A 20,121-nucleotide genomic window follows, 5' to 3' on the forward strand; every position below is an offset into this window, starting at 1 on the left:
TCAAGGAGACCCTTCGTTGTCCGAGCGCCTGCGGCTCATGGCCGTTCATGCCCACCCCGATGACGAGTCCAGCAAGGGCGCGGCCACCATGGCCCGCTACGTGGAGGAGGGCGTCGACGTGCTCGTTGTCACCATGACAGGTGGCGAGCGCGGCGACATCCTCAACCCCGCGATGGAGCGTCCCGACATCCGCGAGAACATCGCGCAGGTGCGCCGAGAGGAGATGGAACGGGCCAGGGAGATCCTCGGCGTCCAGCAGGAGTTCGCCGGGTTCGTCGACTCCGGCCTGCCCGAGGGCGACCCGCTGCCGCCCCTTCCCGAGGGCTGTTTCGCCACCCTTCCTGTGGAGGAGGGCGCCGCACCCCTCGTGGAGTCCATCCGCAGGTTCCGGCCGCACGTCATCCTCACCTACGACGAGAACGGCGGTTACCCGCACCCCGACCACATCATGACCCACAAGGTGTCGATGCACGCCTTCGACACCGCGGGCGACCCCGACGCCTACCCGGACGCGGGAGATCCCTGGCAGCCGCTCAAGCTGTACTACTTCGTCTCCTTCCCGCCCGAGCGGTTCGAGGCCCTGGCCGACGTGCTGGCCGCGCGCGGCCTGGAGAACCCCTTCGAGGAGTGGATGAAGCGCATCGGGGACCGCGACCGCCCCCGCTGGGAGATCACCACGCGCGTGCACTGCAGCGAGTACTTCGACGTCGCCGACGAGGCGCTCAAGGCGCACGCCACCCAGGTGGACCCCAACGGGTTCTGGTTCGCCGTGCCCAACGAGGTCGTCGCGGAGGCCTGGCCGAGCGAGGACTACCACCTGGTGCGCTCGCTGGTGGACACCGAGGTCCCTGAGAAGGACCTCTTCGCGGGTGTCCGAGAAGCAGTGAGAGTATGAGCGGTATGAACACCCTTCTCACGTCCGCGACGGTGCTGGCGAGCGACTTCGAGCTCGACAGGGACACCGTGACGCCCGGTGTGCTCGGCTTCCTCGTCATCTTCGTCATCGGCGTCGGGCTGTACTTCCTCATGCGCAGTCTCCTGGGCAAGCTCCGCGCCCTGCCCAAGGACGACGACTTCGGTGCGGGGACCGCGGCCTCCGACGACGGGTCGGCCGACGCGGCGCGGGTTCCCGCCGACGCCTCCGCTGACGCTTCCGCCGAGGACACCGCCACGCGGACCTGAGAGACCGTTCCCGCCCTGACCCCGCGGGACGGCAGCCCGCCCTCCTCCCGGGCGGTGGAACCCGCTCCGCTCCGGCGGGTGTGCGGCGTCCCACCGCCCCGGATGGCAGAGTTGGGGGCATGCCCAACCGCCTGAGCGACGCGACCAGCCCCTACCTGTTGCAGCACGCCGACAACCCCGTGGAGTGGTGGCCCTGGGGTGAGGAGGCCCTCGCCGAGGCGCGTCGGCGCGACGTGCCCCTCCTCGTCTCCGTCGGCTACGCCGCCTGCCACTGGTGCCACGTGATGGCCCACGAGTCCTTCGAGGACGAGGCGACCGCGGCCCTGATGAACAGCCTGTTCGTCAACGTCAAGGTGGACCGCGAGGAGCGCCCCGACGTCGACGCCGTGTACATGGAGGCGACCCAGGCCATGACCGGCCAGGGCGGCTGGCCCATGACCGTGTTCGCCACCCCCGACGGCGCCCCGTTCTACTGCGGCACCTACTTCCCGCGCGAGCACTTCCAGCGCCTGCTGCGGGGGGTGGCCGACGCCTGGCGGGACCAGCGCACCGAACTGGTCGACCAGGGCGCGCGCGTGGTGGAGGCGCTCAGCGGCCCGCGCACCCTGGCCGCCGCGCCGCCGCCCTCCGCGGACCGGCTCGACCTGGCCGTCCGCGCGCTGGTGCGCGACTACGACAGCGTCCACGGCGGTTTCGGCACCGCACCCAAGTTCCCGCCGTCGATGCTGCTCTCCTTCCTCACCGCGCAGGACGAGCGCACCCGGCCCCTGCAGAGCGCGGACGAGTCCACGCCCGCCTGGCTCATGGCCAGCGGCACCGCCCTGGCGATGGCGCAGGGCGGCATGTACGACCAGCTCGGCGGCGGTTTCGCCCGCTACTCCGTGGACCGCGAGTGGACCGTGCCGCACTTCGAGAAGATGCTGTACGACAACGCGCTGCTGCTGCGCGCCTACGCCCGGATGGGCCGCCGCCCCTCGGGTCCGGGGGTCTCCGACGCCGCCACCCACGCCCTGCTGCGCCGGATCGCCGGGGAGACCGCCGACTGGATGCTGCGCGACCTGCGCACCCCCGAGGGCGGGTTCGCCTCCGCGCTGGACGCCGACAGCGAGGGCGAGGAGGGCACCTACTACGTGTGGACGCCCGCCCAGCTGCGGGAGGTCCTGGGCGAGGAGGACGCCGCCTTCGCCGCCGAGGTGTTCGGCGTGACCGAGGAGGGCACCTTCGAACGCGGCGCCTCCGTGCTCCAGCTGCCCGTCCCGCCCGCCGACGTCTGGCGCTACCAGCGGGTCCGCGAGGCCCTGCTGGCGGCCCGCGCCGAGCGGGTCGCCCCCGCGCGCGACGACAAGGTGGTGGCCGCCTGGAACGGTCTGGCGATCGCCGGGCTGGCCGAGGCCGGGGTGCTGCTGGAGCGGCCCGACCTGGTGGAGGCCGCCCGCGCGGCCGCGGAGCTGCTGCTGCGCGTGCACCTGCGGGACGGGCGTCTGGCCCGCACCTCCCGGGACGGGCGCGCGGGCACCAGCGCCGGGGTGCTGGAGGACTACGCCGACGTCGCCGAGGGGCTGCTCGCCCTGCACGGTGTGACGGGGGACGCGCGCTACGCGCACGAGGCCGGACGCCTGCTGGACACCGTCCTGGAGCGCTTCGGCGACGGCTCCGGCGGGTTCTACGACACCGCCGACGACGCCGAGCGCCTCTTCAACCGCCCCCAGGACCCCACCGACAACGTCACGCCGTCCGGCCGGTCGGCGGCGGCGTCCGCGCTGCTCTCCTACGCCGCGCTGACCGGCTCCGAGCGCCACCGCACCGCCGCCGAGGAGGCGCTGTCCCCGGTGGCGCTGCTGGCGGAGAAGGCCGCCCGGTTCGCCGGATGGGGCCTGGCCACCGGCGAGGCCCTCCTGACCGGACCGCGCGCCGTCGCGGTGGTGGGCGACCCCGACGACCCGAGGACCGCGGAGCTGGTGCGCGCCGCGCTGGTCTGGGCGCCGCTGGGCACCGTGCTCTCGCGCGGCGACGGCCGAGACGACGGCGGGGTGCCGCTGCTGCGCGACCGCGCGCCGGTGGGCGGTCGCCCGACCGCCTACGTGTGCGAGGGCTTCGTCTGCAAGCTCCCGGTCACCTCGCCCGAGGACCTGCGGGAGCAGCTGCTGGCCTGACGGGTGCCGCCGCCGGGCGCTATCCCAGGTGCGTACCGGCGATGATCTGGTCCACCAGGTCGGGCCGGTAGCTCGGCTGGCGGATCTCCAGGTACACGGTCGTGGGCTCGCCCGGCTCGTGCACGGCGGCGCTGCTCAGCGACCCGTTGCCGTGACACTCGGGCCAGTCCCACACCGTGCCCTCCCAGGCCCCGGTGTCCAGCGGCCGCTCCTCGGGGGGGCTTCCGCACGGGTCGGCGCCGGCGATCCCGCCCAGGTCGGCGGCGCCCCGCACCACCGTCGCGTACACCCCGTAGGCCGCCGCCTCGGCGGAGGCCCAGTCCCCGGCGTCGGTCGCCACCAGCAGCCCCGGCCCCGCGCCGGCCTCGGCCGCCGCGGGGAGGGCCTCCTGCGCGGTGTGGATCTCGTGGGCCCACACCGACGGGACCTCCATGTGGATCCCCTGTGTGACGTCGTGCACGGTGGCCATGGACATACCCGGCCTGCCGAGGGACCCGGAGAGGGCGGTGCCCATCAGTGCCAGTGCCCCCGCCAGGGCCGCCGCCCGACGCCACGGCATGCGCAGCCGCTGCCACCACGGCACGGCCGCCCTGGGCAGGTCGGGCGCCATACGGATGGTTCTGACCCGGTCGGTGAAGGTTTTGGCGTCCGCCGGACGGCTTTCCCGGTCCACCGAAAGTGCCGACAGGATGAGCTCGTCAAGCGCCGGGGGCAGACCTGGCCGGATCTGGCCAGGAGCCACCTTCACCGGCGGACGCGAGGGAGGACGGCCGGTGATGAGCTCGTAGGCCACCGCGCCCAGCGAGTACACGTCCGAGCGGACGTCCAGGTCACCGCCGGGAATGCTCTGCTCGGGGGACATGTAGCCGGGGGTCCCGGCCGCCGCGGTGAACCCGGACGCCTCGTCGATCGACTTGGCGAAGCCCAGGTCCGCCACCAGCACCCGCTGCCCCACGGGCGACGACTGGAGCAGCACGTTCGACGGCTTGATGTCGCGGTGGATCGTGCCGTGGTTGTGCAGCACCGTGATCCCCTGGCCGATCTCGGTCAGCAGCCGCAGGGCCTCGTCCAGGGGCAGTGTGCCCCGGTGGACGAGGTCGGCGACGCTGCCCTGGTCGGCGTAGGTCATCACCATGTAGGGCCGACCGTCGGGGAGCACGTCCACGTCGTGCACCGCCACCAGCCACGTGGAGTCGGTCTGGCGCAGGATGCGCGCCTCCTCCAGGAAGCGGTGCTGGATGTCCATCTGGTGCGCCCAGTTCTCGGCGAGTACCTTGATGGCCACCGAGTAGTTCAACAGGTCGTCCTGCGCCAACCAGACCGTGGCGAAGGAACCCGACCCAAGGCGCCGGATGACGCGGTAGCGCCCGAAGGCCTCAGGTTGGCTCATCTCCGCCTCGGTCTGTCAGGGGTGAACACGCGGTCGTTGCCCACTAATACACCATCTGTACCTTCACATTGCCTCCCGCCGATATGATCCCCTCTCCGGGTGGCGCCGACGCCCTCGGGCCGTGGAGACTGGAGGGGGCCCGACGGGCTCCGCGCCGTGCGCGGCGGCGAGAGAGCGACGATTTTTCGCGAGCGCGGATCCGGACCGGGGCCGTAGACGTCCCAGTGACGTGTGACCCTCGAACACAAGGGGCGCACCCGCGTCCGCAGCGGACGGCCGGATGTCTGCCGTCAGTCAGGGAGAGACCAGCCATGCGCAGTAGTGATCACGCAGACCACGAGGAGAGCCCCGCGCCGCGGCGCCGGGTGGCGAGCAACGTCGACGAGGAGCTGGAGGACCTCGCGCGCAGGGCCAAGGCCGGAGACGCCATGGCCCTGGACGACCTGCTCCGGCGGATCCAGCCCGAGGTGCTGCGCCGCTGCTCCCGCTTCCTGCCCTACCGGCAGGACGCCGAGGAGGCGTGCCAGGACGCGCTGCTGCGCGTGGCGCGCAAGATCGACAGCTTCAAGGGCGACTCCCTGTTCACCACCTGGCTGTACACCGTGGTGTCCAACTCCGCGCGGCAGACCTACCGCTCGATGAAGCGGCGCTCGGCGGAGTTCCCCACCGAGGCAGAGCGCATGCCCCACCAGAGCGACCCCCGCACCACCAGCGTCATCGCCGGTTCCCGCATCGACCTGCTGGAGGCCCTCGACCAGCTGGAGAAGGACCGCCCCAACCTGGTGGCCCCCCTGGTTCTGCGCGACCTGTGCCAGATGGACTACAACGAGATCGCCTCCGAGCTCAACCTGGCCCTGGGCACCGTCAAGTCCCGCATCCACCAGGGGCGCAAGCACGTGCGCAAGTCCCTGGCCGTGACGTAGCCCCCGCGGGCGAACTACGCTGGAGGCATCCCCGTCGGCACATCCTTTCCAGCGGTGTGCTGTTCCAGATCCAGCTCTGAGAGGTTTCGCCAATGGGGCTTCGTGACCCCCTGTACTGGCTCTACGAGCGGCGCCTGGAGCGTCGGCTGACCAGTCAGGAGATCCCCCGCCACGTCGGTGTCGCCATGGACGGCAACCGCCGCTGGGCCAAGGTCAGCGGGCTCGGCGCGGCCGAACAGGGCCACCAGGCGGGCGCGAACAAGATCTTCGAACTGCTGCGCTGGTGCGACGAGGTCGGCGTACAGGTGGTCACGCTCTGGATGCTGTCCACCGACAACCTCACCCGGGACGAGTCCGAGCTGGGTCCGCTGGTGCGCATCATCGAGCAGACCATCGCCCGGCTGCGCGAGGAGGGGTGGAACACTCGGCCGGTCGGAGCCCTCGACATCCTGCCCTCCTCCACCGCCCAGGCGCTCAAGGAGGCGGAGACGGCCACATCCGGCAACCCCGGACTGGTTGTCAACGTCGCCGTCGGGTATGGAGGTAGACGTGAGATCGCTGATGCGGTTCGGTCCCTCCTCCAGGCGGAGGCGGCCAAGGGCACCGGTATCCAGGAGCTTGCCGAGCGCCTGGACATCGAGGACATCGCACGGCATCTCTACACGCGCGGTCAGCCCGACCCCGACCTGCTCATCCGCACGTCAGGGGAGCAGCGCCTGTCCGGCTTCATGCTGTGGCAGAGCGTGCACTCGGAGTTCTACTTCTGTGAGGTCTACTGGCCTGCCTTCCGCAGGGTGGACTTCCTACGTGCACTGCGCTCGTACGGCGCGCGCAACCGCCGCTACGGATCCTGACCCCCCGAAGCCCTACCCCTTAACGCGGAGTTCACCGCGCGGAGGGAGAGGTCCCTTGGAAACGGGAGCACGGACGCGTAGCGTCGGAAGTAGCGGGTGGCGTTCGTCCACCCGTTCGGGAGGCCCCGTCTCATTGATCTCCTCCGCCATCGCGGAACGTCAACGAGGAGGGCCGGACCCGGCCCTCGCGGGCCAGGTCCCGGTCCTCCATGATCCCGTGACAGTAGGGCGCCCCAGCGGTGCCCAAGGGGAGAACGAGTGGCTAGTTCCTCGACCGATCGCCGCGACACCCAGTCCCCCGACCCCCGTACGGAGGTAGGCCAGGACGGACGCGTCTACGTGCTCGACACCAGTGTCCTGCTCGCCGACCCGGCCGCCATGAGCCGGTTCGCCGAACACGAGGTCGTCATCCCCGTGGTGGTGATCACCGAGCTGGAGAGCAAGCGTCACCACCCGGAGCTCGGGTACTTCGCTCGTCACGCGCTGCGCCGCCTGGACGACCTGCGGGTCGCCCACGGCCGTCTGGACGTCCCGGTACCGGTGAACGACCTCGGCGGCACGCTGCGGGTGGAGCTCAACCACAGCGATCCGCAGATCCTGCCGGCGGGCTTCCGGCTCGGCGACAACGACACCCGGATCCTCACGGTGGCCCGCAACCTCCAGGAGGAGGGCGGGGACGTCGTGCTGGTGAGCAAGGACCTCCCGATGCGGATCAAGGCGTCCTCCATCGGGTTGGTCGCCGACGAGTACCGGGCCGAACTGGCCATCGAGCACGGCTGGACGGGCATGGCCGAGCTGGACGTGCCCGCGCACCAGATCGGCGAGCTGTTCACCAGCGGTGAGAGCGACATCGAGGAGGCCCGCGAGCTCCCCTGCCACACCGGGCTGGTGCTGGTCTCCGAGCGCGGCAAGGCGCTCGGCCGGGTCCAGCCCGACAAGTCGGTGAAGCTGGTGCGCGGCGACCGCGACGTGTTCGGCCTGCACGGCCGCAGCGCCGAGCAGCGCGTGGCCCTGGACCTGCTCACCGACCCCGATGTGGGCATCGTCTCCCTGGGCGGGCGCGCGGGCACCGGCAAGTCGGCGCTGGCGCTGTGCGCCGGTCTGGAGGCCGTCCTGGAGCGCCGCCAGCACCGCAAGGTGATGGTGTTCCGGCCGCTGTACGCGGTCGGCGGCCAGGAGCTGGGCTACCTTCCCGGGAGCGAGAACGACAAGATGACCCCGTGGGGCCAGGCGGTGCACGACACCCTGTCCGCGGTGACCACCGAGGAGGTCATCGAGGAGATCGTGGACCGGGGAATGCTGGAGGTCCTCCCGCTCACCCACATCCGCGGCCGCTCGCTGCACGACGCGTTCGTGATCGTGGACGAGGCGCAGTCCCTGGAGCGCAACGTCCTGCTCACCGTGCTCTCCCGCCTCGGCCAGAACTCGCGGGTGGTGCTCACCCACGACATCGCCCAGCGCGACAACCTGCGCGTGGGCCGCCACGACGGTGTGGTCGCGGTGATCGAGAAGCTCAAGGGCCACCCCCTGTTCGCGCACGTCACCCTGACCCGGTCCGAGCGGTCGCCGATCGCCGCCCTGGTCACGGAGATGCTGGAGAACTGACGCGGTACCGCGGCGGGCCCGTCCGGCCGGACGGGCTCGCCGCCCCGTGGTGGCGGGCCGGGCATGCCGAAGCCGGAGGGCCGGGGAGGCCCCCCGATCTCCAGTCAACCGGAAACCGGGGCGACGCGGCAGGGGCCGCCCCGGTTCTGTGGACAACCTCCCCGGTCAGTGCGCGGCGCCGCTCATCAGCCAGCGGGTCACCCTGATCTCCAGCAGGGCCCGGGGCTCATCGCGCGTGTCGATCGGTGTGCGGATGTCGTAGTCGTACTTGTCCCGGAAAGCGGCCACCACATCACCGGGGAAACCGTCGGTGTGGACCCGTGTCCGCCCCTCGGCCACCACCGGGACGTCGCCGTCCTCCAGGGCCAGCGACACCCGCGGATCGGCGGCGGCGTTGCGCGCCTTGACCGACCGCGCGTCCACGCTGATCCACCAGCGGTCGCGCAGGTGGGCGAACCACACCGGTGTGACGTGCGGGGAGCCGTCGCGGCGCAGCGTGCACAGCCACGCGTTCCGGTCAGTGCCCAGCCTCCCGGCGAGCGCCTCGGGTGCGGGGACGGTGGTCTCGGTCATGCTTCCTCCGTGGAACGTCGGGGACACGAGTCTGCGGCCCCAACCAGGATTGAGGTCAAGGGGCAAGGGCCTCCCGGATCAGCGCATGCCCGCCACCAGGCGCCCCAGGCGCCGCAGCCGTTCCAGGCTCGCCTCGTAGCGGGCGCCGACCACCAGCAGCAGCACACCCGCGACGGCGAACGGCACCCAGTTCGGCACCAGCTGGGTCAGGTCCCACAGGGGCGGCCCGAACGCCCGCAGCGAGGTCGCCACCAGCACCAGCCCGCCCGTCACCAGGACCGCCTGGAGCCGTCGGCGCAGGCCCCACACGGTCACCGCCAGACCCAGCACGAGCACGGCGGGCACCCGCCACACCATGCCGTCCTCCGCCAGCACCAGCACGACGGTGGGCAGGAACAGCAGCGCCAGGCCGCCGCCGTGGGCGGCCCAGCTCGACGGCGGTTCGGCCGCCCTGCGGCTCCACTCCCAGCCCACGGCCAGTGCCGCCAGGGCGGGCGGCATCGTGTACGCCTCGGGCACGGCCACGTCCCACGCGGAGAGTACCGTCCACAGCGCGGCCAGCATTAGCAGCGCGCCCACCAGGGCGAACCAGCGCCGGTCCGGCCGCGCGGCGGTCGCCAGCGCGACGACCCCGACCACGGCCAGCGCCAGCGCGACCAGCTCCAGCCGCGCCCCCGCCGCCACGGTGACGCCCAGCGAGACCGCCGCCCACACCCATGCGGGGACCTCCGTCGCCGGTACGAGCGGTCCGCGCAGCCGCGGCGCGGCCACGGCCACCGCGGCGACCATCGCGATCGGGGCCAGCGCCGCGTACTCCACCGGAGCACCCAGCAGCAGGGGCAGCGCGAACGCGAACCCGCCCGTCGCCGCCGTCGCCACCGCCGTGGCGCCGACCGCAGCGGCGGAGGTCCGGGCCAGGGCCGCGGCCACCGCGGCCACCACCGCGACCCCCATCAGGGCGCCCGTGGTCGCGTGCTCCTGGACCAGCGCCCAGCCCGCACCGAGCAGCAGGGTGAGGAGGCCGGTCAGCCCCGCCAGCCAGCCGAGCTGATCGTCCCGGGTCAGCGCCGACCACAGTGCCAGGGCCGAACCCACCGCGAACACCCACAGCAGGGCGACGAGGAACGGCGCGTCCAGGACCAGGGGCAGCGCGACGAGCGCGGGCGGAGCGGCGAGCACCGCCGCGGCCGCCGTCCGCCCGCGGTCGAGCAGGGCGACCAGGGCCACCGCCACCGCACCGGCCAGCAGCATCCCGGCCGCCGTCGCGACAGCCTCCGCCGGGACCGTCACGCGGTGGAGCCCCAGGACGGAGTAGGCGGGGTCGCCCAGCGCCCGCACGGGCGCCGCCCACGGCCCGTACGCACCGGACAGCAGCGGCAGGCCGGGGCCGTGCCCCCGCCCGACCAGCAGCGGGGCGGACGAGAGCAGGAGCAGCCCGACCACGGTGAACACCGGCCGGGGGCCGCCTCCGGTACCGCTCGCCGCCGGGAGGGGGATCCGTCCGAACACCACGGCGTTCGCCCCGGCCACCAGTGCGCAGGCGGCCAGCAGCCACCACGCCGGAGGCGGCACGGTGTCCGACATCACGAGGCCGAGTCCGAAGAACGCGCCGGTCAGCAGGGCAAGCGCCCACAGGAGCAGGCCGGTCGCGTAGAGCGCCGCGGGACGGCCGGACCGGCGGTACAGCAGCAGCGCGGCCAGGACCGCCGCCTCCACGAGCACGAGGGCGGCCAGGGAGGTGTACTGGTCCGGGAGCGACCACAGGCCGCCGGTGGCCAGGGTCAGGGCTCCGGTGAGCGCGGGCACCCAGGCGCCGGTCCGACGCGGCGACAGGGCCGGGCCCAGGAGCAGCGCGGCGCCGACCAGGAGCGCGCACGCCACGGCCACCGCGTGCGGCGGGTCCAGCAGGTGCACGGCCGTCAGCAGGGTCGGAGGAGCGGTCAGGGCGACGGCGGGCAGCAGCGCCCGGCGGCGCAGCAGGAGCACCGCGCCCAGGGACAGCACGGCGCAGACCAGCACGGCGACCAGGTGGAACACGGTGTCGGGCAGGGCCGTCGTCGGCAGCCCCAGCACGCCGGACACCGGTGCGGTCGGAGGGACGCCGTTCCACAGGTGCGGGGGCACCCTGGGCAGCGCGGGCAGGTGTGCGGGTCCGGCGGCCAGCGGTGCCATCCCCAGGACCAGCAGGGCGATGACCGCGGGAACCCTGGAGACGCCGTAGCCGGGGGCTCCGGTACCGCTCGGGACACCCGGGCCGGCGGCAGCGCCCGCGGCGCCCGCGGAACCGGGGCCCTCCGGGACGCGGGGCAGCGGTTCGCGGGCCAGCAGCAGACCGGTCGCGCCCGACAGCAGCAGGGCGACGGCCACGAACCACCAGGCTCCGACGCGGTCGACGCCCGCGGTGGAGGCGGCCAGGACGAACGCCGTGTACAGCAGCGCCAGGACCATGGTCAGCACCCACAGCACGGTCGCGCTGACGCGGAGGGTGCGCACGGGGACGCCCGTACGGGGCGGTCCGAACCACCGGGCCAGGAACAGGTCGACGAGCCCGGTCGCGGAGAGGGCGGGCAGCAGCCAGGACCAGAGGCCGGGGGAGCCGGACGCCACCACCAGCAGGACGGGAACCGGTTGCAGGAGCAGGACGGCCAGGACGCGCGGCGTCCTCAGCGGCACGAGCAGCGGATAGGACGCCAGCAGCGCGCCGATGACGACCAGCGCGGCCGCGGTGTAGCCGGGCCCGCTCCCGAGCCGCTCCGACATCAGCAGCCACAGCGCGAGGGCGTCGACGCACAGCAGCACGGCGGCCAGGCAGCCGAAGGTCTCCGCGGTCGCCCTGAGGCCGCGCCGGTGCAGCGGCACGGCCAGGACGGCGAAGGCCGCCGTGGTGAGCCCGAGGACCCCGGCGCGTGCGCCGGTGCCCATGTCGCTCCACGTCCAGATGGCGAAGACCAGGGCCGCGATGCCGACGAGCACGCCGCCCAGCCCGAGGATGATGTTCTGCGCCGAGCGGCGGGTGACCTCCCCGGGCGGCCCGGACGCGACCCGTGAGGGCTGGAACCGCCCTCCCGGTGCCTGCCCGGCCGGTACCGGTACCTGCGTGCCGGGCGCCCACCCGGGCGGGGACTGTCCGTACGCGTCCTGGCCGACCGGAGTCCGTCCGGCGGGAAGCCGCCCGGCCGGAGCCCCCGCGGCCGGGCCGTGCGCCGACGCGTACGGGGCCTGCCCGTCCGCGAACCCGGGCCCGGCTCCGGAACCGGCCGGGGGCGCACCCCGGTCCGACTCCTCACGCAGTAGTGCCACGACGGCGGCCCGCTCCTCGCTCAGGCTCCGCTTGCGGCTGTCGAGCAGCGCGATCTCCGTGTCGATGTGCCACAGCCGCTGGGCGGTGGAGCCGACGAGCAGGAGCCCGCACCGCTGGCAGGCCCGGGGCAGCGCGGGAAGCGTGGCGTGACAGTCCGGGCACCTGAGCCGGGGGCCCGCGGGGGACGGCGGGGATCCGTGGACGTTCATGGCGCCATCCTGACCCCCGGAGCCGTCCGCGCACATCCGTACGGGTACTCAGGCACAGCGTTCCCGGTGACCTCCGTCTCCTTCCGCAAGGCGTGGAGATCCCCGCCACAGCGCCGAGGGCTTGACCACTCCTTGACTCTGCGTGGCGATGTGCAGGTCAAAGCACTGCATTCCGGATGCATTCCGTGATGTGATCCAAGACATAGCAAAACTGGCGTTACTTCATCGTGACGATGATGCAGGCTGAACCCGCTGCACGAACATCCCCTCCCACGTGGGAACCCGCGCCGCGGTCGGTCGAACGGCTAGCCCCTTCCCTCGCGCGCACCACCCCGGGCCACGTGGTCAGCGGCGGCGAACTCTCACACACGCGGACCCCGTCAGGCGCGTGTGCGTCTACGCGAAAGGGCGATTTTGCTACTCAACCTCATCTCACTGCGACATGCGGGCGCCGTCGGCGCCGCGACCCTCGTCGCGGGCGGCACGTTCTCGGTCGCCGCGTTCGCCCAGAGCGACGCGATCGACCCCGGCCAGCTCAGCTCCGCAGCGGTGGTCCCCGACCAGCAGACGGCGGCGGGAGGCGGCGACGGCGAACCCGAGGACTTCTTCGCCGCGCCGCCCGAACAGAGCGACCAGGAGCGGGAGACCCAGCGCGAGGAGAGCCTGGAGCAGGCCAGGGTGGCCGTCGACGAGGCCGTTCGCGCCGACAGCGGGACGGCCAGCGACATCCCCGAACCCGAACCCGAGCCCGAGGAGGAGCCCGAGGCCGACACCTCCGGCGGTTCCGACTCCTCCGGCGGCGGCTCCGCCGGGTCGGCCCCCTCCGGCGACCCCAAGGAGATCGCCCTCCAGATGGTCCTGGACGAGGGCTGGGCCGCCAGCGAGTTCCACGACTGCCTCGAACCCCTGTGGGAGAAGGAGAGTAACTGGGACCCCAGCGCGCAGAACCCCAGTTCGGGCGCCTACGGCATCCCCCAGTCGCTGCCCGGCGACAAGATGGCCTCCCACGGCTCCGACTGGCAGACCAACCCCGCCACCCAGATCGCCTGGGGCATCGACTACATCAAGGACCGCTACGGGAACCCCTGCGGCGCCTGGTCCCACTCCCAGTCCAACAACTGGTATTAATAGGGCTTTCCCTGCCAATAACCCCCTCTTGGGAAAGGCAATCGTGCTAATCAACCGAATGTCGCTGCGTAGTACGGCGGCGGTCGGTGCGGCGACTCTCGTCGCGGGTGCGACCTTCGCCGTCACCGCGTTCGCGGACGACGACATCGATCCGGACACGGTGGCCAGCGCCGCCATTCCGGAGGCCGAGGAACCCGCCGCCGACACCGAAGCCGGGGAGGAGGCGTTCTTCTCCGAGCAGTTGTCCCAGGAAGAACTCCAGACCCTGCGCATCCAGGCTCAGGAGCAGCGTGACGCGGCCCTCACCGAAGGGGTCCTGACGGCCCAGGTCGAGGGAAGCGACATCGAGGAGGAGGAAGAAGAAGAGGAAGAGGAGGAGGAGACTCCCGTCTTCACCGGCGACCCCAAGGGCATCGCCCTGGAGATGGTCCTCGCCGAGGGCTGGGCCGCCAGCGAGTTCCACGACTGCCTCGAACCCCTGTGGGAGAAGGAGAGCAACTGGAACCCCAGCGCGCAGAACCCCAGTTCGGGCGCCTACGGCATCCCCCAGTCGCTGCCCGGCGACAAGATGGCCACCCACGGCTCCGACTGGCAGACCAACCCCGCCACCCAGATCGCCTGGGGCATCGACTACATCAAGGGCCGCTACGGCACTCCCTGTGAGGCCTGGGCCCACTCCCAGTCCATCGGCTGGTACTGATCCGCCCGGGGCGTCCGCGCCCCCGCCGGCGGAGGCCTCTTCCGGAATGTACGGAAGACGCGGGGGCCGTTCCCCTCCGGAACGGCCCCCGTCCTGTTCGGTGCCCCGCCCGTTCGCCCGCCCGTTCGCCCGCCCGTTCGCCGAGGCCGCCGGGCGGCGCGTTCACAGCTTCGGGTCGAACGACTCCATGACGTCCTCGGGCAGGTCGTCGTAGTAGTCGGCGTCCTCACGCGGAACGTTCACGCTGACCAGGTAGAACACCCGGTCGCCCTCGTGCCCGGTGCTGACCGCGTAGGCCCAGAAGCGCCGTTCCTGGCTCGTCCAGGTCTCGTTGGTGAAGTCGGACTCCACCATGGCGACGTCCCAGCCCTCCTCGAAGTCGCCGTCGTCGAACTCCTCCAACTCCAGCTGTGTGTAGTCGGCGGTGACGTCGCCCTCGACCTGCGTTCCGCCGTTGGTCTCCTCCAGGTACTCGGCGCTCGTCCCGGTGAACTCCTGCTCGGTCCAGCCGGTCACCCACACCTGGTGGTCACCGCCCGGCGCGACGAACACCGCCAGCGTGTTCTCGATCTCGCTGTCGTCCACCTGCCACCCGGCCGGGTAGTCCACGTGGAACCACTGGGACTGGAAGGTCTCCAGTTCGTCGTAGGACGGCGGCTCCCCGTCCTCGTCCTCGCCGCTCGTCTGGCCGCCGTCGCCCCGGCCCTCCCCGCCGCTGCCGGCGCCGCCCTCGTCCCCGCCGACCGGGGCGGAGGGCTCCGCGGGGGGCCTCGCGATCTCGGACTCCGTCAGCTCCCCGGAGGCGCCGCCCTCGGCCTCGGCGCCCGCGAGCAGGGTCGCGCCGGCCACGGCCACGCCGCTGATCAGACCCAGGGCCACCACCACGGCGCCGACGCCGATGAGGAGCCTGGTGTTACCCGAACCCGAAGCCGGGCGCGCGCCGCCGTGACCGCCCGAGTGGAGCGGGACACCGGGAGTCCCGGGCCCTCCCGGGCCACGGCCCATGCCGCCGTGCCCGCTTCCCGCCGAGTGAGTCGACTGGTGCGGGTAGGCCGGGTGGTGCCCGTGCGGGAAGGGCGTCGCGGGCGTCACCGGGTTCGCGGGTCCGCCCCGCGGTACGCGCGGTCCCGTCATCGGGCCCTGCGGCAGAGGGGCCCGCGTGTGGGGGTAGCCGCCCTGCGGCCCCGCGCCGGGACGGCCGCCGCTCGGCGCGTGGTGGGGGTTCTGCGGGCCGCTGCCGAAGGCCGGGGCACCGCCCCCGAAGGCGCCCGCCCCCGAGGCTCCCACGGCACCCGCCGCACCGAAGCCGCCGCTGCCGTCGCCGCCCGGGTTCGGCCCACCGCGCCCGCGCAGCAGCGCCAGCGCCTCGTCCACGCTCAGCCTGCGGTCCGGGTCGCGCTCCAGCAGGCCGGAGATGACCGGCTCCAGCCACCCGGCGCGCGTCATCGGCGGCAGCGGAGCGGACATCACCGCCGCGATCGCCGCGGTGAGGCTGTCGCGGCGGAACGGGGAGGTGCCCTCCACCGCCGCGAACAGGGTCACGCCGATGCTCCACAGGTCGCCCCGGTGCTCGGCCGGGCCGCCCGACAGCCGCTCGGGCGGCATGTACTCGGGGGAGCCGATCAGCGCGCCGGTGCGGGTGATGCTCGGCCCGCCCTCCATCGTCGCGATGCCGAAGTCGGTGAGGATCACCCGGCCGTCCAGGGACGTCATGATGTTGCCCGGCTTGATGTCGCGGTGCAGGACCCCGGCCGCGTTCGCCGCCCGCACGGCGCGCAGCAGCGACTCGGCGATCTCCGCGACCTCGTCCGGCGGCAGGGCGCCCCGCTCGTTGAGCCGGTCCTGGAGGGACCCGCCCTCGACCAGCTCCATGACCACCCACGGGTTGCCGTCGTACTCGAAGACGTCGTGGATGGTGATCACCGTGGGGTGGCTGATCCGCGCGGCGGAGCGGGCCTCGCGCCGGACCCGGCCGTGCGCGTCCGCGCGCTCGGAGTCGGTGAAGTGGTCGGGAAGCAGCACCTGCTTGATCGCGACGTCACGGTCCAGCGCCGGGTCGAAGGCCTCCCAGACCACCCCCATGCCGCCGCGGCCGAGTTCACGGCGCAGGACGTAGCGGTCCGCGACGATGCGTTCACTGTCGCTGTTGCTCGACATGTACTGCCCTCTCGAAGGCGGGCTTCCAAGGTGCTCTGTTCAAGAATGTCGGACGCCTCCCGCGCGCGGAAGGTTCCTGGTCGAAGCCCTCCGCGGCCGAGCGAGACACAACCGAGGCCCGCGCGCACCGTGCAGTGGCCCGGTACACGGCCGCCCCGCCCGGTGAACGGCCGCCCTGACCGGCACACGGAAGGGGCACCCCGTGCACGGGGTGCCCCGTGGCGCGACGGGTCCGTACTACCGGGAGTTGGTCATCCGCAGCACGTCGAGGGCCTCGTCCAGCTGCGCCTCGGTGAGCTTGCCGTCCTGGACGTAGCCGCGCTCGATGACCACCTCGCGGATGGTCTTCTTCTCCTTCAGCGACTGCTTGGCGACCTTGGAGGCCTCCTCGTAGCCGATGTAGCGGTTGAGCGGGGTCACGATCGACGGCGAGGACTCGGCGTAGACGCGGCACTGCTCGGCGTCGGCCTCGATCCCGGACACGCAGCGGTCCGCGAACACGCGCGAGACGTTGGAGAGCAGGCGGATCGACTCCAGCACGTTGCGGGCGATCATCGGCAGCTGCACGTTCAGCTCGAAGTTGCCGCTGGCGCCGCCGAAGGCCACCGCGGCGTCGTTGCCGACGACCTGCGAGGTCACCTGGAGCATGGCCTCGCACAGGACCGGGTTGACCTTGCCCGGCATGATCGAGGAGCCCGGCTGGAGGTCGGGCAGGAGGATCTCGCCCAGGCCGGTGGTCGGGCCCGAGCCCATCCAGCGGATGTCGTTGGCGATCTTGGCGAAGCCGACCGCGATGGTCCGCAGCTGGCCGGACAGTTCGACCAGGCCGTCGCGGGCGCCCTGCGCCTCGAAGTGGTCGCGGGCCTCGGTCAGCGGCAGACCGGTGTGCTCGGCGATCTCGGCGATGACCCGGGCGGAGAAGCCCTCGGGGGTGTTGATGCCGGTGCCCACGGCGGTGCCGCCCAGCGGCAGCTCGGCCACGCGCGGCAGGACGGCCTCCAGGCGCTCCACGCCGTAGCGCACCTGGGCGGCGTACCCGGCGAACTCCTGGCCCAGGGTGACGGGGGTGGCGTCCATGAGGTGGGTGCGGCCGCTCTTGACCACGGAGGCGAACTCGGTCGCCTTGGCGCTGAGCGCCTCCTCCAGGTGCCGAAGCGCCGGGACCAGGTCGTTCTGGACGGCGGAGGTGGCGGCGATGTGGATGGAGGAGGGGAACACGTCGTTGGAGGACTGCGACGCGTTGACGTGGTCGTTGGCGTGCACGGGAGCCCCGAGGCGCTCGGTGGCCAGCGTCGCGACGACCTCGTTGGTGTTCATGTTGCTGGAGGTGCCCGAGCCGGTCTGGAAGACGTCGATCGGGAACTCGTCGTTCCACCTGCCCTCGGCGACCTCCAGGGCGGCCTCCCGGATCGCCTTGCCCAGGTCGTCGCTGATGACGCCGAGCTCGGCGTTGACCTTGGCCGCGGCGGCCTTGATCTGGCCGAGGGCGGCGATGTGCGCGCCCTCCAGCCCCTGGCCGGAGATCGGGAAGTTCTCGACGGCACGCTGCGTCTGGGCCCTCCACTTGGCCTCGGCCGGAACCCTGACCTCACCCATCGAGTCGTGCTCGATACGGAACTCGCTCATTGCAACCCAACTCTCCCTGGGAAAACCTGTGAGCCCCAGACTGCCAGACGCACCGGAGCACACCGCCACCTCACCCGGGGTTGGCGGTGTTGCGCGCGTCATGTTGACACCGCGGCCGTCCGCTGTGCCCGGTCGGCGGTCCTCGCAGGTCGGTGCGGGTCCGGTGCGGCCCACGGCGGTTCCGGGGGCGCGGTGCGGGACGGACGAGGCGTGCCGGTCGGTCCGCGGCGGCACCGTGCGGGCCGCGGTCAGGCCCCGATGCCGCGTCGGCGCTCGCGGCGGCGCCACCCCAGGAGGCGGCGCCTCCTGGGGGCGCGCACGCGCACCACGCCGAACAGGGAGAACCCGTCGATCTCCAGCACCGGGGGGTGGGACAGCTCGGATCGGCGCGCGGTGGTGGTGCGCCTGCCCAGGAACGACCAGCCGGTCAGCCGCACCTCGACGCCCTCGGGGACGTCGATATCCACGCGGCCCAGGACGGCGGTCACGGTCATCCGGTGGTGGTTGTGCATCAGGAGCGCCTCGCGCATGTCCACCTCGACCCTGCCGACCAGCGCCACGGCCAGTTCGTTCGGATAGGCCACCCAGCGGCCCCTGCGCTCGGCGCTGCCGAACAGGCCCAGGACGGGCTGGCGGTCCAGGCGGATGGGCTGCTGCTCGGCGGGGAGGAGGTCGGCGGTGATCCCGGGCAGCTCGCCGAGGGTCCGGGCCTCGTGCGCGAGGGAGGAACGCTCCTCGAACTCCTCCAGGTCCAGGCGGCCGTCGGCGGCGGCATCGCGCAGGACCCGCAGGACCCGTTCGCGGTCGGTGTTGGAGGCGCGGAGCCGATCGGGGGACACTTCCTCACTCACACCGCCCACATTAGGCGAAACCCCGGGACGGTCGCCCGTCCGCGGAGTACCGCGCGTCGGTGGTGTCCGGGGAGCGCCCCGCGTCGGCCCCGCCCGGGGAGTGCCACGGGACGGCCCCGCCCGGGAGCACCGCGTGTCGGCCTGCCCCGGAAGCGCCCCGCGTCGGCCTGTCAGGGGAGCGTGGCGGCCCGGAGCCGGGCGGGGCCGGGAAGCCGTACGGCCCCCGGCCCCGCCCGCCGCTACAGGTCCATCAGCGCCCGTCTGGCGACCGCGTCGGAGGCGGCGGCCAGCGGCCGGACCGCCACCCTGACCAGTGCGCGGGCGTTGTCGTCGCCCGCCACGCGGTTGGAGCCGAGTTCGCCGCACCGCGCGCAGCGGTGGACGATCATCCACTCCCCGTCCGGTCGCGCCGCCATGCTCAGCGCGTCCATCGCGCCCCGGCAGCCGGACGCGCGGTCGCCGGGGATCCGCAGGTCCACGTGCAGGCTGGTCAGGCAGTGCGGGCAGTGGTTGCGGTGGGCCGTCCCCGGCGCGTGGGCCGGGATCTCCAGGCGGCACCGCACGCAGCGGAACGAGCCCGCGCCGCCCGCCTCGCCGTGGGCGTGCAGCACGGTCTTGGGGCGCTGGGGACGCCTGGTGACGCGGGTGTTGCGTCGGCCCACGCTCACACCTCCCCGAACAGGTCGAGCGGGAAGGGCGGTTCGGCCAACGGCCGGACCGCGATCCGCATGAGGACGAGGTGGTTGTCGTCCGGCGAGACGGCGCTCTCGGACATCTCGTCGCACACGCCGCAGCGGTGGATGAGCGTCCAGGCGCCGCCGCGCGGGACCGCGACGGAGATCGGTGCCATGCGCCCGCCGCAGTCGGAGGCGCCGCCCCCGACCCGGTCCAGGACGTGGCGGGAACTCAGACAGCTCGGGCAGTGGTCGCGGGGCTCTCCCTCGGGATCGAGGAGGGACACGGACAGACCGCAGCGCACGCAGGCGAAGGCGCCGGTGCGCGGAACGGATGCGGAGCGGTGGCCGGAGCCGGTGCGTCGGCCGGAACGGCCGGAGGAATCGGTGGTGGACACCCGGAGGTACTCCTTGCTGGAAACGGTGACAGACAGCAGGGAGCAGGCCGAGCGCTTCTCGACGGAAGGGGCGTGGCCGCCTCAGTTACCCGGGGGCCGGGTACGGCGGTGGCACGCGTGACTGTCAGGCGCGCTCGGCGCGTTCCGGGGCATACTCACCCTTCTCCGTCCGGAGTCGTCCTCCGGATCCTCGTTCCTACGGGGCCGAAGGACGATCGTAGGCGGACGCCCCGACCGGGGCAACGGGTTTTTCGCTGGTCGGACCGCCCGGCGCGGCGGGGGTGTTTCCACAGCCGCGGGAACCCGCTGGAAATCCGGCGCCCCGGCTGTCCGAGGAAACGCGCTTTCCCTCTCGTGGCTTTGTGTTGGATTCGGCTCACGCGACCGCAAGGCGGTC

General features: G+C 72.8%; 16 protein-coding genes. 8 read left to right on the plus strand and 8 right to left on the minus strand.

Translation table 11 applies throughout. The features are described from left to right. Positions 1–16: 16 nt before the first annotated feature. The 3 genes from mca (at position 17) to HGB44_RS19795 (ending at position 3,335) form a co-directional block, all read left to right on the plus strand. Positions 17–895, plus strand: a complete 879-nt coding sequence (gene mca, locus HGB44_RS19785) for a mycothiol conjugate amidase Mca (RefSeq protein ID WP_017568292.1) — start codon at positions 17–19, stop codon at positions 893–895. A gap of 5 nt (positions 896–900) precedes the next feature. Continuing rightward, on the plus strand, positions 901–1,182 hold the full coding sequence (locus HGB44_RS19790) for a hypothetical protein (protein ID WP_061081702.1): 282 nt from the start codon (positions 901–903) through the stop codon (positions 1,180–1,182). 119 nt (positions 1,183–1,301) lie between these two features. After that, positions 1,302–3,335, plus strand: coding sequence for a thioredoxin domain-containing protein (locus HGB44_RS19795; protein WP_061081701.1), 2,034 nt, complete (start codon positions 1,302–1,304; stop codon positions 3,333–3,335). Between the two features lie 19 nt (positions 3,336–3,354). Here the strand turns inward: HGB44_RS19795 and HGB44_RS19800 are convergent, their stop codons facing one another. After that, the gene (locus HGB44_RS19800) at positions 3,355–4,725 is read right to left on the minus strand and encodes a serine/threonine-protein kinase (RefSeq protein WP_061081700.1); all 1,371 of its coding nucleotides are present in this window, start codon (positions 4,723–4,725) and stop codon (positions 3,355–3,357) included. Positions 4,726–5,036: 311 nt separating this feature from the next. Between HGB44_RS19800 and HGB44_RS19805 the strand changes: the two genes are divergently transcribed. The 3 genes from HGB44_RS19805 (at position 5,037) to HGB44_RS19815 (ending at position 8,107) form a co-directional block, all read left to right on the plus strand. Continuing rightward, positions 5,037–5,648: an RNA polymerase sigma factor gene (locus tag HGB44_RS19805; RefSeq protein ID WP_013151158.1), complete on the plus strand. Its 612-nt coding sequence runs from the start codon at positions 5,037–5,039 to the stop codon at positions 5,646–5,648. A gap of 92 nt (positions 5,649–5,740) precedes the next feature. Next, on the plus strand, positions 5,741–6,502 hold the full coding sequence (locus tag HGB44_RS19810) for an isoprenyl transferase (protein WP_061081699.1): 762 nt from the start codon (positions 5,741–5,743) through the stop codon (positions 6,500–6,502). Between the two features lie 258 nt (positions 6,503–6,760). Beyond that, a complete protein-coding gene (locus tag HGB44_RS19815) occupies positions 6,761–8,107 on the plus strand; it encodes a PhoH family protein (RefSeq protein ID WP_061081698.1) in 1,347 nt (448 codons plus the stop codon). Positions 8,108–8,272: 165 nt separating this feature from the next. Here HGB44_RS19815 and HGB44_RS19820 read toward each other — a convergent pair whose 3' ends face one another. Together HGB44_RS19820 and HGB44_RS19825 are read right to left on the minus strand one after the other, a co-directional pair. After that, positions 8,273–8,680: a pyridoxamine 5'-phosphate oxidase family protein gene (locus tag HGB44_RS19820; RefSeq protein ID WP_061081697.1), complete on the minus strand. Its 408-nt coding sequence runs from the start codon at positions 8,678–8,680 to the stop codon at positions 8,273–8,275. Between the two features lie 78 nt (positions 8,681–8,758). Further along, positions 8,759–12,190: an SCO7613 C-terminal domain-containing membrane protein gene (locus HGB44_RS19825; protein WP_061081696.1), complete on the minus strand. Its 3,432-nt coding sequence runs from the start codon at positions 12,188–12,190 to the stop codon at positions 8,759–8,761. A 414-nt stretch (positions 12,191–12,604) separates the two neighbouring features. Here HGB44_RS19825 and HGB44_RS19830 point away from each other — a divergent pair, with 414 nt between their 5' ends. Together HGB44_RS19830 and HGB44_RS19835 are read left to right on the plus strand one after the other, a co-directional pair. Next, positions 12,605–13,318, plus strand: a complete 714-nt coding sequence (locus HGB44_RS19830) for an aggregation-promoting factor C-terminal-like domain-containing protein (protein ID WP_061081695.1) — start codon at positions 12,605–12,607, stop codon at positions 13,316–13,318. 58 nt (positions 13,319–13,376) lie between these two features. Beyond that, positions 13,377–14,018, plus strand: a complete 642-nt coding sequence (locus HGB44_RS19835; RefSeq protein WP_210751904.1) for an aggregation-promoting factor C-terminal-like domain-containing protein — start codon at positions 13,377–13,379, stop codon at positions 14,016–14,018. A 162-nt stretch (positions 14,019–14,180) separates the two neighbouring features. Here the strand turns inward: HGB44_RS19835 and HGB44_RS19840 are convergent, their stop codons facing one another. The 5 genes from HGB44_RS19840 to HGB44_RS19860 all read right to left on the minus strand — a co-directional run bounded on the left by HGB44_RS19840 (position 14,181) and on the right by HGB44_RS19860 (position 19,724). Further along, the gene (locus HGB44_RS19840) at positions 14,181–16,175 is read right to left on the minus strand and encodes a serine/threonine-protein kinase (RefSeq protein WP_061083740.1); all 1,995 of its coding nucleotides are present in this window, start codon (positions 16,173–16,175) and stop codon (positions 14,181–14,183) included. A gap of 237 nt (positions 16,176–16,412) precedes the next feature. Then, positions 16,413–17,801: a class II fumarate hydratase gene (locus HGB44_RS19845; protein ID WP_061083739.1), complete on the minus strand. Its 1,389-nt coding sequence runs from the start codon at positions 17,799–17,801 to the stop codon at positions 16,413–16,415. A gap of 248 nt (positions 17,802–18,049) precedes the next feature. Beyond that, positions 18,050–18,640 carry a DUF1707 SHOCT-like domain-containing protein gene (locus tag HGB44_RS19850; RefSeq protein WP_061083738.1) on the minus strand — a complete coding sequence of 197 codons (591 nt, stop codon included), beginning with the start codon at positions 18,638–18,640 and terminating at the stop codon, positions 18,050–18,052. 251 nt (positions 18,641–18,891) lie between these two features. After that, positions 18,892–19,320: an RNHCP domain-containing protein gene (locus tag HGB44_RS19855; RefSeq protein ID WP_061078288.1), complete on the minus strand. Its 429-nt coding sequence runs from the start codon at positions 19,318–19,320 to the stop codon at positions 18,892–18,894. After that, positions 19,317–19,724 carry an RNHCP domain-containing protein gene (locus HGB44_RS19860; RefSeq protein ID WP_061078287.1) on the minus strand — a complete coding sequence of 136 codons (408 nt, stop codon included), beginning with the start codon at positions 19,722–19,724 and terminating at the stop codon, positions 19,317–19,319. Before HGB44_RS19860 ends, HGB44_RS19855 begins: the two co-directional genes overlap by 4 nt. Between the last annotated feature and the right edge of the window lie 397 nt (positions 19,725–20,121).

Source organism: Nocardiopsis alborubida (assembly GCF_012396365.1).
GTDB lineage: Bacteria > Actinomycetota > Actinomycetes > Streptosporangiales > Streptosporangiaceae > Nocardiopsis > Nocardiopsis alborubida.

Bases quoted from the DNA above. Each gene is read 5' to 3' on its own strand.
- HGB44_RS19790 (WP_061081702.1), top strand. From the start codon at position 901: ATGAACACCCTTCTCACGTCCGCGACGGTGCTGGCGAGCGACTTCGAG.
- HGB44_RS19795 (WP_061081701.1), top strand. From the start codon at position 1,302: ATGCCCAACCGCCTGAGCGACGCGACCAGCCCCTACCTGTTGCAGCAC.
- HGB44_RS19800 (WP_061081700.1), bottom strand. From the start codon at position 4,725: ATGAGCCAACCTGAGGCCTTCGGGCGCTACCGCGTCATCCGGCGCCTT.
- HGB44_RS19805 (WP_013151158.1), top strand. From the start codon at position 5,037: ATGCGCAGTAGTGATCACGCAGACCACGAGGAGAGCCCCGCGCCGCGG.
- HGB44_RS19810 (WP_061081699.1), top strand. From the start codon at position 5,741: ATGGGGCTTCGTGACCCCCTGTACTGGCTCTACGAGCGGCGCCTGGAG.
- HGB44_RS19820 (WP_061081697.1), bottom strand. From the start codon at position 8,680: ATGACCGAGACCACCGTCCCCGCACCCGAGGCGCTCGCCGGGAGGCTG.
- HGB44_RS19825 (WP_061081696.1), bottom strand. From the start codon at position 12,190: ATGAACGTCCACGGATCCCCGCCGTCCCCCGCGGGCCCCCGGCTCAGG.
- HGB44_RS19835 (WP_210751904.1), top strand. From the start codon at position 13,377: ATGTCGCTGCGTAGTACGGCGGCGGTCGGTGCGGCGACTCTCGTCGCG.
- HGB44_RS19840 (WP_061083740.1), bottom strand. From the start codon at position 16,175: ATGTCGAGCAACAGCGACAGTGAACGCATCGTCGCGGACCGCTACGTC.
- HGB44_RS19845 (WP_061083739.1), bottom strand. From the start codon at position 17,801: ATGAGCGAGTTCCGTATCGAGCACGACTCGATGGGTGAGGTCAGGGTT.